Origin of the sequence: Streptococcus cristatus (assembly GCF_003943535.1) — a bacterium.
In the GTDB taxonomy this organism is placed as follows: Bacteria; Bacillota; Bacilli; order Lactobacillales; family Streptococcaceae; genus Streptococcus; species Streptococcus cristatus_L.
This window is the reverse complement of the sequence record NZ_RJPU01000007.1, coordinates 49,024-63,226: the sequence shown is the minus strand read 5'-3', so window position 1 is coordinate 63,226 and position 14,203 is coordinate 49,024. Positions and strand designations below refer to the sequence as shown.

11 protein-coding genes and 1 riboswitch are annotated in these 14,203 nt (G+C 44.3%); of the genes, 6 read left to right on the top strand and 5 right to left on the bottom strand.

Going from position 1 to position 14,203, the window contains the following annotated elements:
• Positions 1-106: 106 nt before the first annotated feature.
• The 4 genes from D8790_RS08735 (at position 107) to mgtA (ending at position 6,155) form a co-directional block, all read left to right on the top strand.
• Complete coding sequence (locus D8790_RS08735) at positions 107-1,201, top strand: cystathionine gamma-synthase (protein ID WP_125388337.1); 1,095 nt, start codon at positions 107-109, stop codon at positions 1,199-1,201.
• 1 nt (position 1,202) lies between these two features.
• On the top strand, positions 1,203-2,369 hold the full coding sequence (locus tag D8790_RS08730; protein WP_125388335.1) for a MalY/PatB family protein: 1,167 nt from the start codon (positions 1,203-1,205) through the stop codon (positions 2,367-2,369).
• A gap of 52 nt (positions 2,370-2,421) precedes the next feature.
• Positions 2,422-2,577, top strand: a riboswitch (M-box (ykoK) riboswitch).
• A gap of 148 nt (positions 2,578-2,725) precedes the next feature.
• Positions 2,726-3,337, top strand: coding sequence for a glutathione S-transferase family protein (locus D8790_RS08725; RefSeq protein ID WP_125388333.1), 612 nt, complete (start codon positions 2,726-2,728; stop codon positions 3,335-3,337).
• Positions 3,338-3,494: 157 nt separating this feature from the next.
• On the top strand, positions 3,495-6,155 hold the full coding sequence (gene mgtA, locus D8790_RS08720; protein ID WP_125388332.1) for a magnesium-translocating P-type ATPase: 2,661 nt from the start codon (positions 3,495-3,497) through the stop codon (positions 6,153-6,155).
• A 223-nt stretch (positions 6,156-6,378) separates the two neighbouring features.
• Here mgtA and zwf read toward each other — a convergent pair whose 3' ends face one another.
• From zwf to D8790_RS08690, 5 genes are all read right to left on the bottom strand, one after another.
• The gene (gene zwf, locus D8790_RS08710) at positions 6,379-7,842 is read right to left on the bottom strand and encodes a glucose-6-phosphate dehydrogenase (protein ID WP_125388331.1); all 1,464 of its coding nucleotides are present in this window, start codon (positions 7,840-7,842) and stop codon (positions 6,379-6,381) included.
• 121 nt (positions 7,843-7,963) lie between these two features.
• Positions 7,964-9,328, bottom strand: a complete 1,365-nt coding sequence (locus D8790_RS08705) for an MFS transporter (protein WP_125388329.1) — start codon at positions 9,326-9,328, stop codon at positions 7,964-7,966.
• Between the two features lie 207 nt (positions 9,329-9,535).
• Positions 9,536-10,351 carry a TIGR03943 family putative permease subunit gene (locus D8790_RS08700; RefSeq protein WP_125388328.1) on the bottom strand — a complete coding sequence of 272 codons (816 nt, stop codon included), beginning with the start codon at positions 10,349-10,351 and terminating at the stop codon, positions 9,536-9,538.
• Positions 10,348-11,253 carry a permease gene (locus tag D8790_RS08695; protein WP_125388327.1) on the bottom strand — a complete coding sequence of 302 codons (906 nt, stop codon included), beginning with the start codon at positions 11,251-11,253 and terminating at the stop codon, positions 10,348-10,350. Before D8790_RS08695 ends, D8790_RS08700 begins: the two co-directional genes overlap by 4 nt.
• Positions 11,250-11,387: an SPJ_0845 family protein gene (locus D8790_RS08690; protein WP_125388326.1), complete on the bottom strand. Its 138-nt coding sequence runs from the start codon at positions 11,385-11,387 to the stop codon at positions 11,250-11,252. The genes D8790_RS08695 and D8790_RS08690 overlap by 4 nt, the downstream gene beginning before the upstream one ends.
• Before the next feature lie 171 nt (positions 11,388-11,558).
• Between D8790_RS08690 and D8790_RS08685 the strand changes: the two genes are divergently transcribed.
• Both D8790_RS08685 and D8790_RS08680 read left to right on the top strand, forming a co-directional pair.
• Positions 11,559-13,691 carry a Tex family protein gene (locus D8790_RS08685; RefSeq protein WP_125388325.1) on the top strand — a complete coding sequence of 711 codons (2,133 nt, stop codon included), beginning with the start codon at positions 11,559-11,561 and terminating at the stop codon, positions 13,689-13,691.
• Complete coding sequence (locus tag D8790_RS08680) at positions 13,678-14,127, top strand: SprT family protein (protein ID WP_125388324.1); 450 nt, start codon at positions 13,678-13,680, stop codon at positions 14,125-14,127. Before D8790_RS08685 ends, D8790_RS08680 begins: the two co-directional genes overlap by 14 nt.
• Positions 14,128-14,203 lie beyond the last annotated feature (76 nt).

The window sequence follows — 14,203 nt, the reverse complement described above, 5'->3', positions numbered from 1 at the left end:
CTATAGTTTCAGACTATAGCTAGCTCTTGAAAAGAAAAAAGCTCAAGACTTTCTTAAGATGTTACAATAGAAAGGTAGAATATTTTAAAAAAAGAGGAACGGTTAAATGGAGAGAGAACGGAAATTAAATACCTTGTTGGCCCAAGCGGGAGTAAAAACAGACACAACAACGGGTGCCTTAACAACCCCCCTGCATTTTTCAACGACATACCAGCACCCTGAGTTTGGCCAGTCCACAGGTTATGACTATACTCGAACCAAGAACCCTACACGGGCTAGCTTGGAAGAGACTCTAGCTGCTATCGAAAGTGCAGATTATGCCCTAGCGACTAGCTCTGGTATGTCGGCTATTGTGCTGGCCTTTAGCGCCTTTCCAGTCGGCAGTAAGGTTTTGGCTGTTCGGGATCTCTATGGTGGCTCTTTCCGCTGGTTTGCTCAGGTCGAAGCGGAAGGACGCTTTAGCTTTACCTATGCTAATACGGAAGAAGAACTCCTGAACAAGCTAACAGAGGATATAGATATTGTCTATATCGAGACACCGACCAATCCTCTTATGGTAGAGTTTGACATTGCCCGCATTTCCCAAGCGGCTCATGAGCGAGGAGCAGCTGTCATTGTGGACAATACCTTCTATAGTCCGATTTACCAAAGACCGCTGGAGGATGGAGCTGATATAGTTCTGCACTCTGCGACCAAGTATCTGGGCGGGCACAATGATGTCTTGGCTGGAGCTATCATGACCAATGACGCTGGTGTCTATGACAAACTTTTCTACAACCTCAACACAACTGGGCCGGTCCTGTCTCCTTTTGACAGCTATCTGCTTCTGCGCGGGCTCAAGACCTTGGCTCTTCGCATGGAGCGTTCTACTCAGAATGCGCAAGAAGTAGTCGCTTTTCTGAAGAAATCTCCTGCGGTAAAAGAGGTTCTCTATCCAGGCAAGGGTGGCATGATTTCCTTTAAAGTTGTGGACGAAGGGAAGATTCCTCATCTCTTAAATAGCCTGAAAGTCTTTACCTTTGCAGAAAGTTTGGGTGGAGTAGAGAGCTTGATTACCTATCCAACGACCCAGACTCATGCAGATATTCCTGTTGCAGTGCGCCATTCTTATGGCTTGACTGATGATTTGCTGCGTCTGTCGATTGGGATCGAAGATAGTCGAGATTTGGTAGACGATTTACGAGCAGCCTTGGAGGACTAATATGGCAAGTTATAACTTTGAAACAGCGCCCAATCGGATTGGCCAGCATACTTATAAATGGAAAGAAGCTGAGAAAGACAGTCAAGTCCTACCTGCCTGGATTGCGGATATGGATTTTGAAGTCCTGCCTGAAATCAAGCAAACAGTGCATGATTACGCTGATCAGTTAGTCTATGGCTATACCTATGCTAGTGAGGAGTTGATCAATGCCGTTTTATCTTGGGAGCGGGATGAGCATGGCTATACCTTTGACAAGGAAGCCTTGGTCTTTATTGAGGGAGTTGTTCCTGCTATTTCGACGGCTATCCAAGCCTTTACCAAGGAAGGTGATGCCGTTCTAATCAATACTCCTGTTTACCCTCCTTTTGCCCGCAGTGTCAAGCTTAATAATCGTCAGCTGATTACTAATTCCTTGATAGAACAGGACGGTCTTTTTCAGATTGACTTTGAACAGCTGGAGCGGGACATCGTAGACAATGAAGTCAAGATTTACGTGCTTTGCAATCCGCATAATCCTGGCGGTCGAGTTTGGGAAGAGGACGTTTTAGACAAGATTGGTCGTCTCTGCCAAAAGTACGGCGTTCTCGTGGTTTCAGATGAGATTCACCAAGATTTGACCCTGTTTGGACATAAACACCAGTCTTTCAATACTGTTTCACCTGACTTTAAGGACTTTAGCCTGATTCTAGCCAGTGCGACTAAGACTTTTAATATTGCTGGGACAAAAAATTCCTATGCAGTGATTGAGAATCCTAGCTTGCGACAAAAGTTTCAAAAGCGCCAACTGGCCAATAACCAGCATGAAATTTCGGGTCTTGGTTTTCTAGCGACGGAAGCTGCCTATCGTCATGGCAAAGCTTGGTTGACTGAGCTCAAGGTTGTCTTAGAGGAAAATATTGATTTTGTAGTCGATTATTTTGCTAAGGAAGCACCACGTCTGCGGGTCATGAAACCTCAAGGGACTTATCTGGTTTGGCTGGATTTTTCAGATTATGGGCTGACAGATGACCATCTTTTTCACTTGCTTCGAGAAGAGGCTAAGGTTGTCCTGAATCGGGGAAGTGATTTTGGCCAAGAAGGCAAAGGACATGCTCGTCTCAATACAGCTGCACCGAAGACTATGATCAAAGAGATTTGTCGACGGATTGCGGAAGTTTTACCAAAATAAAATAAAAATAGCTCTCTTTATTGACAATCTTTCTAAAGAGGAGTATAGTAATAGTGTCAATCGGTAGGTGAGGCTACCATAAGGATACGGATGACTACCGCAAAGCAGTGGAGACACTACTCGTTGGTCAACAGTCCTGATCGCAAAGGTCAAGACTAAGCTCATTTCATCGCCTTATGGAGTTAAAGCTTGAACGGTGAATGCTTGTTTTATCTGTGTTTAAAACAATGAAGCGAATAACCTGACATGCAAACGACCCTGTCGAGAATTGGCAGGGTCTTCTTTTTTGCTGAAAATATTTCAAGAGTAGAAATAGTTGATTGCCTGCCTCTTAAGAAAAAGAAGGAGGAATAGTAATGAAATTATGGTATTCTAGTACCAGTCCTTTTGCGCGTAAAGTCTATGCTATAATTTTACACCATCATTTAGAGGAGCAAGTGGATATTCAGAAAGTTCAGGTGGCTTTCGACAAAAATTCACCGCATAATCAAGATAATCCTTTGGGTAGAATTCCTGCTTTTCAAGCTTCCAATGGAGAATGGTTGTATGGTAGTGATTTAATTTCCCAATATTTAGACGAGCTAGGTCAGGAAACTCCGCTTTTTCCTAATGGGATAGAGAAGTGGCACGTTTTAAACATACTGTCCGTTGCTGAAGGAATTTTGGAAAACACAATGCCGATGGTTGCGGAAAAAATTTTCCATGAAAAAGAGCATTGGTGGAAAGACAGACATCAGCAAATTGAAGAGAGAAATGTCCGGAGTTTGGCTTTATTAGAGAAACTGGCTACTGAGCAGGGACTTTCTTTAAATATTGCAACAATCCAAGTAGTTGCTCTTGTAGATTGGTGGAATTTACGTGAAGAAGTCATTGGATTTTCTTTGAAAGAAAATTTTCCCGACTTGCAAGAATGGACACAGAAGATGAATGCCACTTTTGATGTTTTGCAGGCATCTTGGGATTATTAACTGCTTTTATAAACTAAGAAAGGAGAAGTACGATGCAAATTGACGATCATCCGGAACCGCACATACACAGCCAATCGCTGATTTGTGTCGTTCTGTCCTTATAAAGTGATTGGTCCCTGTGTATGAAAATTATCAATCATACATAAAGGAGAAACCAATGAAAACAGTAAAAGAAAGATTAGTTGCTGCTCTGCAGCTTCCTGTAAAAGAAACTCTGGCATTTTACAAGAGTTCCTTTCGGGGCCTGACAGAAGAGCAGGTCGAAGAAAATCGTGACCTCTATGGTGAAAATATTATCACAAAGGGTCAGGAAGACTCTATTTTCAAGAAAATTTACGAGTCTATTATTAACCCCTTTACAGTCATCCTATTGGTGATTGCCCTCGTGTCTTTAGTTACTAATGTCTGGCTGGCCAAGCCCAGTGAGGAAGATCCGACGACTTCCATCATCATTGTTGTTCTGGTGCTGATTTCTGGAGGCATTCGTTTTATTCAGGAACTGCGGAGCGACCGTGCTGCTAGCAATCTGTCTCGGCTGATTGTCAACACGGCTACGGTTATCCGTGAAGGAGCAGAGCAGGAACTTCCCATTGATGAGCTTGTTGTAGGAGATATCATCAAGCTTAGTGCCGGAGACATGATTCCTGCAGATGTGCTGCTACTGGACTCGCGTGATTTCTTTGTTCAGCAGTCCGGCCTGACAGGGGAAAGTGATGCAGTAGAAAAGATCTGTTTGACCAAGGCAGATGGTCAAAATCTCGATAGCCTCTTAGAAACAGAGTCGCTGGCCTTTATGGGAACCAACGTTATTTCCGGAAGAGCTACAGCTCTGGTGCTGGTGGTTGGCGATGAGACCATGATGGGAGCCATTGAACAGACGTTGAACACTTACGATGAGCCGACCTCTTTTGAGCGCGAAATGAATAGCATTTCCTGGCTCTTGATTCGTCTGATGCTGGTCATGGTGCCAGTCGTATTCTTTATCAACGGTCTGACAGACGGCGACTGGTTGGAAGCAGGCGTCTTTGCCCTCAGTGTTGGGGTCGGCCTAACTCCAGAAATGCTGCCTATGATTATCACAGCGAGCTTGGCTAAAGGTTCCATCATCATGGCTCAGGAAAAGGTCGTGATTAAGAAGCTGAATGCCATCCAAGACCTAGGAGCTATTGATATCCTCTGTACGGATAAGACAGGCACACTGACCCAAGACGAGATTGTATTAGAATACCCGTTGGATATTCACGGTAATTTGGACTTGGCAGTGCTCCGCCGGGCCTTTCTCAATTCCTATTATCAAACGGGTCTCAAAAATCTCATGGATCGGGCTATTATCAATCGGACGGAGAAAGAAGCGGAGAAGCATGAGCTTGTCCGTGATTTAGACCAAACCTTTAAGAAAATTGATGAACTGCCCTTTGACTTTGAGCGTCGTCGTATGAGCGTCATTGTCAAGGATGATGAGGATGTCATCAGCATGGTAACCAAGGGGGCCTTGGAGGAAATGCTGGCTATCTCTAGCTATGTAGAATACAAAAATCGTATTACAGAACTGACTGAGGAGATCCGTCAGGAAATCCTTGCGGAAGTGGCTCAACTCAATGAGCAGGGGCTGCGCGTGCTTGGTGTTAGCTACAAGTCAGACTTAGAAGAAGATTATGAGTATGAAGTAAAGGATGAGTCCGATATGATTTTGACGGGCTATCTGGCCTTTCTAGATCCACCTAAGTCATCCGCAGCTCCAGCTATTGAAACTTTGGCTGAATACGGTGTTGCCACTAAGATTTTGACGGGTGATAATGATAAGGTAACCCAAGCAGTCTGTGAAAAGGTTGGGTTAGATGTAGACAATATCTTGCTAGGTGTAGAGGTAGATGCTTTATCTAATGAGGAATTGAGCCAGGCAGTGGAGAACACAACAGTCTTTGCTAAGCTCTCACCTGACCAAAAGGCTAGGATCATCCTCCAACTCAAGGCCAATGGCCACAAGGTTGGCTACATGGGCGATGGCATCAATGATGCACCTTCTATGAAAGTAGCAGATGTTGGTATTTCTGTTGATACGGCTGTCGATATTGCCAAGGAAACGGCGGATGTCATTTTGCTGGACAAGGACCTTATGGTTCTGGAGAAAGGGCTGGTAGAGGGACGCAAGGTCTATGCCAATATGACTAAGTATATCAAGATGACGGTCAGTTCCAATTTTGGAAATATCTTTTCTCTTCTTTTTGCCAGTATCTTTTTGCCATTTCTGCCTATGGCACCAGTTCATTTGATTGTCCTCAATCTGGTTTATGACTTGTCCTGTATAGCTCTGCCATTTGATAATGTAGATAGTGAATTTCTCAAGAAGCCTCATATTTGGTCAGCTAGCTCTATTACCCGTTTTATGGCTTGGATCGGGCCTATCTCATCCGTTTTTGATGTTTTGACCTATCTGGTGCTTTACTTTATTATTGTGCCTATGATCACAGGAGGCAGCTATCAAGCTGGTACTGAACAGGCAGTGACCTTTATCACTCTTTTCCAAACAGGCTGGTTTATTGAGTCTATGTGGACCCAGACTATGGTCATCTACATGCTACGCTCGCCTAAACTGCCTTTTGTGCAAAGCCGTCCTGCTCTTTCCGTCATTGTGACGACCATGGCGGCAGCGCTCTTTGTCACTTCCTTGCCATACAGCCTCTTTGCGTCAGTTCTGAAGACTGCCCCGCTGAATGGCACCTATTTCCTTTGCCTTTTCTTGATTATCGTGCTTTATATGGTTAGCGTAACCCTTGTGAAAGGCCTTTATATCAAGCGTTACAAGGAATGGCTGTAATAGAAAGACTAGCAGATGTTTAAGAAGTATAAAAAAGAGGCTGGGACAAAAGTCCTAGCCTCTCAATTGTCTTTGGATTGTCGAGCAAGACGCAGTGGTTGAGTGGGCTCTACTACGCTGATTTCATCAGCTTTTACAGCCCTACTCAACTGTGCAGAGGTGGGACGACGAAATCGAATTCTAACGAATGACCGATTTCTGTCCCACTCTCTTTTTGTATGTATTATTCTTTATCAGGTTGCCATTGCCAGCTTGCTCCAAATTGGGCAAGTAACTCAAAGGAGGCTTCTGGTCCCATAGATCCGACAGGATATTCATGGAGTGGCACTTGATTTTGGTCCCAGAGTTCTTCGATGCGATCGATGAGTTCCCAGCTGGCTTTTACTTCGTCCCAATGACTGAAATTAGTTGAGTCGTTATTGAGGACATCAAAAATTAGTTTTTCATAAGGGTCTGGAGAAGCTCCTGAAGCTGTGGCGTCTGTCCGATAATCCAATGAGATGGGAGCGAGATTAAAGAGTTCTCCAACTTCCTTGCCATTGAGGCTGAGTGAGATGCCTTCAGTTGGCTGGATATAGATGGTTAGGACATTTGGTTTGAGAGGCTCACCGAAGATGGAGTCCATCTGTTTGAAAACGATGTTGACATGGGTGCCTTTTTTGGTGAGGCGTTTCCCTGTTCGGAAGAAGAAAGGAACGTCACGGAAGCGGTCGCTATCAATGAAGAAAGCACCAGAGGCAAAGGTTTCGGTCGTAGATTCAGGGTTGACATTTGGTTCGCTACGGTAAGAAATGTATTTTCGGCCGTTGATTTTGCCAGACTTGTACTGGCCGCGAATGAAGAAACGTTTCAAATCTTCCTTGCTTGGCTGAACGAGGCGCTCAAATACCTTGGCCTTTTCTGCTCGGATATCGTCTTTGGTAAAGCTTTTTGGCTTATCCATGGCTAATAAGGAGAGGAGTTGCAAGGTGTGGTTTTGCACCATATCACGGAGGGCACCGGATTGATCATAGTAGCCACCGCGTTCTTCAACGCCCAACTTTTCAGCAAAGGTAATCTGTACATTATCAATGTATTGGCGGTTCCAGACATTTTCAAACAGCAGATTAGCAAAGCGGATGGCAAAAATCTTTTGAATCATTTCCTTGCCCAGATAGTGGTCGATGCGGAAAATCTGTTCTTCGTTAAAGGTTGCCAGTAGATCTTCGTTAAGTTTGCTGGCAGTTGCCAAATCTGTCCCAAAGGGTTTTTCAACAATTAGGCGTTCAAATCCTTTTCCATCAACGATTTGCTCAGACTTGAGATGCTTAGCAATAGTCCCGAAAAATTGCGGCGCCATAGAAAGGAAGAAGAGTTTATTATTTTCTGCCTGGTATTGCTCGTTGAGCTTATTTTGTAGCTTGCGCAATTCGATATAATGCTCGGTATCTTGCACATCATGGCTTTGATAATAAAAGTGGCTGGCGAACTCTTGAGCCTGCTCTGCACTGTCTGCTAGGTCTGAGATTGACTCGACAACGACAGATTCGAAATATTCCTTGCTCCAAGGTCTGCGGGCAGTTCCAATTACGGCAAAATGTTGCGAAAGATTGCCAGATTTATAAAGTCGAAAGAGGGAAGGATAAAGTTTTCTTTGAGCCAAATCTCCGCTGGCACCGAAAATTGTAATAATAACTTTTGAAGACATGATATCTACTACCTATCTAAATTTGATTGTCTCTATTTTATCACAATTTTCAGAAAAATTGTATTTGAAAAATCTGGATTTGATCAAAGAAAATATCCCGAGGGAAAGTCGGAATAGAAATTTAGGCTTCTTTCTTCTGATGAATCGCTCGAAACAGAAAATAGTAGAAAATAAAGTTTCCTATTGCAAGAAGAAGTAGTAGGCTAAAGACATTGTGGACGCCGCTTGTCGTATCGGGTGCTTGGTTAAGCAGGACAGCTGCAATTGCCGTTCCCAAGGCACCAGCAAAGGTTTGTGCTAGTTGAAAGAGGGCAGTCACATCCGCCGTTTTATCTCTGCTGACTTGAGAAGCGGATAAGGCCATGGTATTGTTGAAGGCCATGTTGCGTCCCAGAGTAAAGAGGATATAGAATCCTAAGATTAAAGGAAGATTGAGCCAGCTTGTAAAAAAACTAAGGACAATCATGACCAGAAAGACTAGGGAATTGCCGCCTAGCAGAGACAGCTTTGGGCCTTTGCTATCGTACAATTTTCCTAGAAAGGGCGACATAAAAGCTCCGATCATGGTTCCGGGAAGCAGGGAAAATCCAGCTTGGGCAGTAGAGACATTCTTGGCCAGTACGAGAAAGTTGGGAATGAGAAAGTTGCTGGAAAGGTTGGAGAATTGGAAGATTAAAAAGGGCAGAATTCCAAAGAAAATTGTTGGTTCTTTCAAGATACGGATGTCCAGAAACGGATCTTGAACAGTCAGACTCCGCCATATGAAAAAGGCAAAGGAAAGGAGAAAAATAGCTAGATAGAGCCAATTGACACTATCGCCACCTTCCAAACTGGAGATGGTCATCAGAGAAAAGGAAAGAGCCGTTGCGAGCGAGAGAAAGCCTAGCACATCAAAAGGACGCTTGCTTTTTCCTGCTGAATTTTCCAAGTTAACATAAGCCAGCAAAAAAGAGAGGATGGGAACTGGCATGATAAAGCTGTAGATCATGTGCCAGTCGAAGGAGCCAATCATGAATCCTCCGTAGGTCGGACCGATGGCTGGTGCCAGACTGATAACTAGGCCACTCAACCCCATATAAAATCCGATTTTCTGCCGAGGAATCCGCTCCACGATGAGATTAAACATAAGTGGAATGGCAATCCCAGTCGCTCCACCCTGAAGGATCCGTCCCAGCATAAGGAAAGTAAAGTCTGGGGCAACCATAGCAATCAGATTACCAAGGGTAAAGATGGAAAGTGAGGTAAAGAGGATGCGACGCTCCGTCCAATTGTGGGCTAGAGTTGCACCTAAAGTTATGGTGATGGCGACGGCCAGCAGATAGCCAGTCGTAATCCATTGCAGCACTCCTAGGCTCAGACCAAATACTTTGCTGAGGTGGGGAAAGGTCACATTCATACTGGTCTCTGAAAGAATTCCAGCAAAGGTGACTAAGGCCACAGCCAGAATAGAAAGCAAATCTCGTTTTTTTACTTTTTCTTGATTCATAAAAACAACTCCTTTTCAAATGAGATAGTATTATTGTAGCATGATTTTCCAAGAGAGGAGAGAAAAAAGTTAAATAGCAACTTTAATCAAGGATCTTGTAATTTATAAAAGTTGGTCATAACAACTTAGTAAAAGGGAGAGAATGAATTGCAAGGCTTGCATATAAAAGAAACACCCATGAAAATGGATTTTCACAGGTGTTTGACTCTAAAAGACCCGATAGACGTAGGGATTGTCCGGTTTTTCTACCTTATCAAAGCTTTCAACTTCTAGAGTTGGCAGGCTTTGTCCCAGACTTTTATGGTAGTGCATGGCAAGTTTCCCCTTGGCATGAATCCAGGTATTATCCTCGAAATGCTGGGTATTTCCAGTCGTCAAGAGGCCATAGACACCTGAGTCGGCGATACAATGGATAATACCGAAGCGAAAGAGAAATTGACTCTTTTGGTCGCTGGGGTCATTGTAGACGAAGCCGGTAAATTCAAGTGTTTTACCAACAAATTCATCGGGATAATCATAGATGACCTCCATGATTTCCATGTAGTTCTCAGTTGTGACCTGAATGGTATCTTGCTTAACATATTTCTTGGCGGCAGCCCGCATTTCTTTTTCGTAAGCCCCTTTGGTAAAGTAGGTGCTGGTGTCCGGCTTCAGGTATTGGCTGGTTGTGCCTTCGTCCTGCTGGACGGCTGCAGAAGTTCCCTCAGCCAGCGGGAAATGAAATCCTTTGGCCGAAACTGTTGTCGAATCCAAAGTTACAGTTGGAAAGAAAATTCCCACAAAAAGCGGAATGACAAGGAGCAGCACGCTGCCTAGCTTGGCCCAGCGAGAGGTCAAATGACTATGAACCTCCATCTTCTTCATCCAGATAATGAGCTGTACAACTGCCAAGACAAAAGACAGAATCATAGATAGATAGGCCAGATAGGAATAGTGGAGATTGATATATTGATTAAGCTTTCCCGTCAGCTGCAGATACATGGTAATCTCAAAGTAGCCGACTAAGATTAAAAATCGGATCATAGCACTACCCCCACAAGCCAAGAGTAAAGAAAGACGACGACGGTAACCAGGCTGATAAATTGCCAGATAAATCGTGTCTTAAAGTAGTTTTTCATCATCAGCAGATTCTTGACATCTAGCATAGGCCCAATGACCAAGAAAGCTAAGACTGGCGCTAAGCCGAAGCTAGCAATCAAAGAGCTTCCGATGAAAGCATCAGCTTCGCTGCACAGTGAGAGCAGGAAGGACAGTAGCATGAGTAGGAGAATAGCAACTGCTGGTGTCGAGCTGATAGAAGTCAGGATTCTGGTTGGCACATAGACCTGGACCAGGCTGGCGAAGAGACAGCCAAAGACCAGATAGCGACCTGTATCGAAAAATTCGTCAATAGCCTGCACAAAGACCTGAAAAAGCTTTTGTCCTTTGCTGAGATGTGAAAAGTCATGCTCATGAACCGCTTTGCGATTTTCTTTTTGAATATTGCTGTCTGCAAAGAAGCCCAGAAAAATCCCTAAAATAATGGCTACTATCATAGAACCTAAAGCACGCAGCAGAGCCATTCGGAAGGAATTACCAAAGGCTGAGTAGGTCGCAAAGAGCACGATAGGATTGATAACAGGTGCTGTCACTAGAAAAGGAACAGCAGTGTAGCTGGGCACGTTCTTTTCCAAGAAGCGGTTAATTATGGGAACAATTCCGCACTCGCAGGAAGGAAAGACTATACCGATCAAGCTTCCAAAGAAAATCCGAGCCCATTTATTCTTGGGCAGGAAACGATAAACCTTGTCTGGCGTGACATACACCTCGATAAAGCCGGAAATAATACTTCCGATCAGGACAAAAGGCAGGGCCTCAATGATGATGGAGAGAAAGATAGCGCCAGCCTGTAAGACGCTGGAAGGAAGGTTTGAAAAGAAGATCATGCTTTTTTAGCCTTTTCTTGCGCTTCTTTTTTCTTTTTGTCATCTGGAAATTCTACTTTTTCAAGCTTGGGCAGGGTCGCAAACTCCTCGAACATCTTGTCTAAATCGTCTGTTTTGGTAAATTTCACAGCCATAGGGCCACCTCATTTCTAAAATAATAATTCTATTATACTACCAAACGAAAAAAAATGATATTTTCAGCCATGATGGATTAGAGACAGTGGACTCATCTTAACAAGAAAAAGATGGATTAAACTAGTCTTTATAGATTTTTCAGCTTCATATTATGATATAATAGAAGCGTTATGGAAAATATAAATATTGAAAAAATTGCCCAGAAATTGGGTCTTAAAGAAAGTCAAGTATCACAGGTCCTAGCTTTGACCGCTGAAGGAAATACAATTCCTTTTATTGCTCGTTACCGTAAGGAAATGACAGGAAATCTAGATGAGGTCGATATTAAGGAAATCATTGACTTAGATAAGAGTATGACTGCTTTAGCAGAGCGCAAAGCGACGGTCTTAGCTAAGATTGAGGAGCAGGGCAAACTAACGGATGCGCTGCGCTCTGAGATTGAGGCTGCTGAAAAGCTGGCTGATGTGGAAGAATTGTATCTGCCCTACAAGGAGAAGCGCCGTACCAAGGCTACCATTGCGCGTGAAGCAGGTCTCTTTCCTTTGGCCCGCTTAATCTTACAGGATGCGGCTAATCTGAAGGAAGAAGCTGAGAAACTGACTAGTGAAGCCTTTCCAACAGCAGAAGCTGCTCTAGCTGGAGCAGTGGATATTCTGACTGAAGCGATTTCCGAAGACACCAAGCTGCGGGCTTGGACCTACCATGAAATGCAGTCCAATTCTTCTATCGTATCCAGTCTCAAAGACGGCGACTTGGATGAAAAGCAGGTTTTCCAGATTTATTATGATTTTTCCGAAAAAGTAGCGACTATGCAAGGCTACCGTACTCTGGCTCTTAATCGTGGTGAGAAGCTAGGTGTTCTCAAGGTTGGTTTTGAGCACAATCTTGAGAAAATTCTGCGCTTCTTTGAAGTACGTTTCAAGGTGAAAAATACCTATATTAGTGAAGCTATCCAGCAAGCGGTCAAAAAGAAAATCATTCCAGCTATGGAGCGTCGTATCCGGACCGAGCTGACTGAGGCCGCTGAAGATGGAGCGATTCAGCTCTTCTCAGAGAATCTCCGCCACCTCCTCCTGATTGCTCCTCTCAAAGGTCGCGTAGTATTGGGCTTTGACCCAGCCTTTCGGACAGGAGCCAAGCTGGCTGTTGTTGATGCGACAGGCAAGATGCTGACGACTCATGTTATCTATCCAGTAGCGCCAGCAAAGCCAGCTCAGATTGAAGCTTCTAAGAAAGAGTTGTCAGAGCTGATTGAGCAGTTTAGCGTGGAAATCATTGCCATTGGAAACGGAACGGCCAGCCGAGAAAGCGAAGCCTTTGTAGCAGAAGTTTTGAAATCTCATCCAACTGTCAGCTATGTCATCGTCAATGAGAGCGGAGCATCTGTCTACTCAGCTAGTGAACTAGCTCGTCATGAGTTTCCAGATTTGACGGTTGAAAAGCGCTCAGCTATTTCCATTGCTCGCCGTCTACAGGATCCTTTGGCAGAGTTGGTTAAGATTGATCCTAAGTCCATCGGAGTTGGTCAGTACCAGCATGATGTCAGCCAGAAAAAACTGTCTGAAAGTCTGGACTTTGTCGTGGATACCGTGGTCAACCAAGTCGGAGTCAATATCAACACCGCCAGCCCTGCCTTGCTGGCCCATGTAGCTGGTCTCAATAAAACTATCTCAGAAAATATCGTCAAATACCGGGAAACAGAAGGCTTGATTCGGTCTCGCGAGGCCATCAAGAAAGTGCCGCGTCTGGGCGCAAAGGCTTTTGAACAGGCGGCCGGCTTCCTGCGTATTCCTGAAAGTGATAACCTGCTAGACAATACAGGTGTTCACCCAGAGTCCTATAAGGCTGTAGAAGAGCTCTTTAAGCGCTTAGAAATCAGCAGTTTGGATGAGGCAGCCCAAGCGAAATTAAAGGCTGTTCAGGTTGCTAGTTTGGCTGCAGAGCTGGGCTTAGGAGAAGAAACCCTCAAAGACATTATTGCGGATCTGCTCAAGCCTGGCCGAGATTTGCGTGATTCCTTTGACGCGCCAGTGCTACGGCAGGATGTCTTGGATATCAAGGACCTACGCATCGGTCAAAAACTGGAAGGCGTTGTCCGCAATGTCGTCGATTTTGGAGCATTTGTGGATATCGGTATCCACGAAGACGGTCTTATCCATATTTCTAAAATAAGTAAAAACTTTATCAAGCATCCAAGTCAAGTCCTGTCTGTTGGCGATTTAGTTACTGTCTGGGTGGATAAACTGGATGTGGAGCGGGAGAAGGTCAACCTCTCTCTGATAGCACCAAATGAATCTAACTAACTATGTCAAGCAGGTTTCAGTTGAAGATTTTGGCTGGGAATTTCGCCACCAAGCTTTTTGGAACAAGCGCCTCCGGACGACTGGAGGGCGCTTCTTTCCAAAAGATGGTCATCTAGATTTCAATCCGAAAATTTATGAAACTTTTGGACTTGAAACTTTTCGAAAAATTGTCCGCCATGAGTTGGTCCACTATCATCTCTATTATCAGGGCAAAGGTTACCGCCATGGAGATAGAGATTTTAAAGACCTCCTTAAGCAAGTTGACGGTCTGCGCTACGCTCTATCCTTGTCCGACTCGCAAACCTTTCTCATTTATAAATGCTTGAGCTGCGGAGCACTTATCCGTCGCAGACGCAGAGTCAATCTTCAAAAATATCGTTGCGGTCGTTGTAGAGGGAAATTGGCATTCCTAAAAGAGGAGACTAGCAAAGGCTGAGCAAATTAAAAACGGATCGATGCAGAATCAGCCTTGGGGCTGATTTTTTTGTTATCCCGCTATGATAAAATGAAGG

Coding starts and splice junctions, on each gene's coding strand:
- D8790_RS08735 (WP_125388337.1), top strand. CDS start 107: ATGGAGAGAGAACGGAAATTAAATACCTTGTTGGCCCAAGCGGGAGTA.
- D8790_RS08690 (WP_125388326.1), bottom strand. CDS start 11,387: ATGGCTGTGAAATTTACCAAAACAGACGATTTAGACAAGATGTTCGAG.
- D8790_RS08730 (WP_125388335.1), top strand. CDS start 1,203: ATGGCAAGTTATAACTTTGAAACAGCGCCCAATCGGATTGGCCAGCAT.
- D8790_RS08695 (WP_125388327.1), bottom strand. CDS start 11,253: ATGATCTTCTTTTCAAACCTTCCTTCCAGCGTCTTACAGGCTGGCGCT.
- D8790_RS08685 (WP_125388325.1), top strand. CDS start 11,559: ATGGAAAATATAAATATTGAAAAAATTGCCCAGAAATTGGGTCTTAAA.
- mgtA (WP_125388332.1), top strand. CDS start 3,495: ATGAAAACAGTAAAAGAAAGATTAGTTGCTGCTCTGCAGCTTCCTGTA.
- D8790_RS08700 (WP_125388328.1), bottom strand. CDS start 10,351: ATGATCCGATTTTTAATCTTAGTCGGCTACTTTGAGATTACCATGTAT.
- D8790_RS08680 (WP_125388324.1), top strand. CDS start 13,678: ATGAATCTAACTAACTATGTCAAGCAGGTTTCAGTTGAAGATTTTGGC.
- D8790_RS08705 (WP_125388329.1), bottom strand. CDS start 9,328: ATGAATCAAGAAAAAGTAAAAAAACGAGATTTGCTTTCTATTCTGGCT.
- D8790_RS08725 (WP_125388333.1), top strand. CDS start 2,726: ATGAAATTATGGTATTCTAGTACCAGTCCTTTTGCGCGTAAAGTCTAT.
- zwf (WP_125388331.1), bottom strand. CDS start 7,842: ATGTCTTCAAAAGTTATTATTACAATTTTCGGTGCCAGCGGAGATTTG.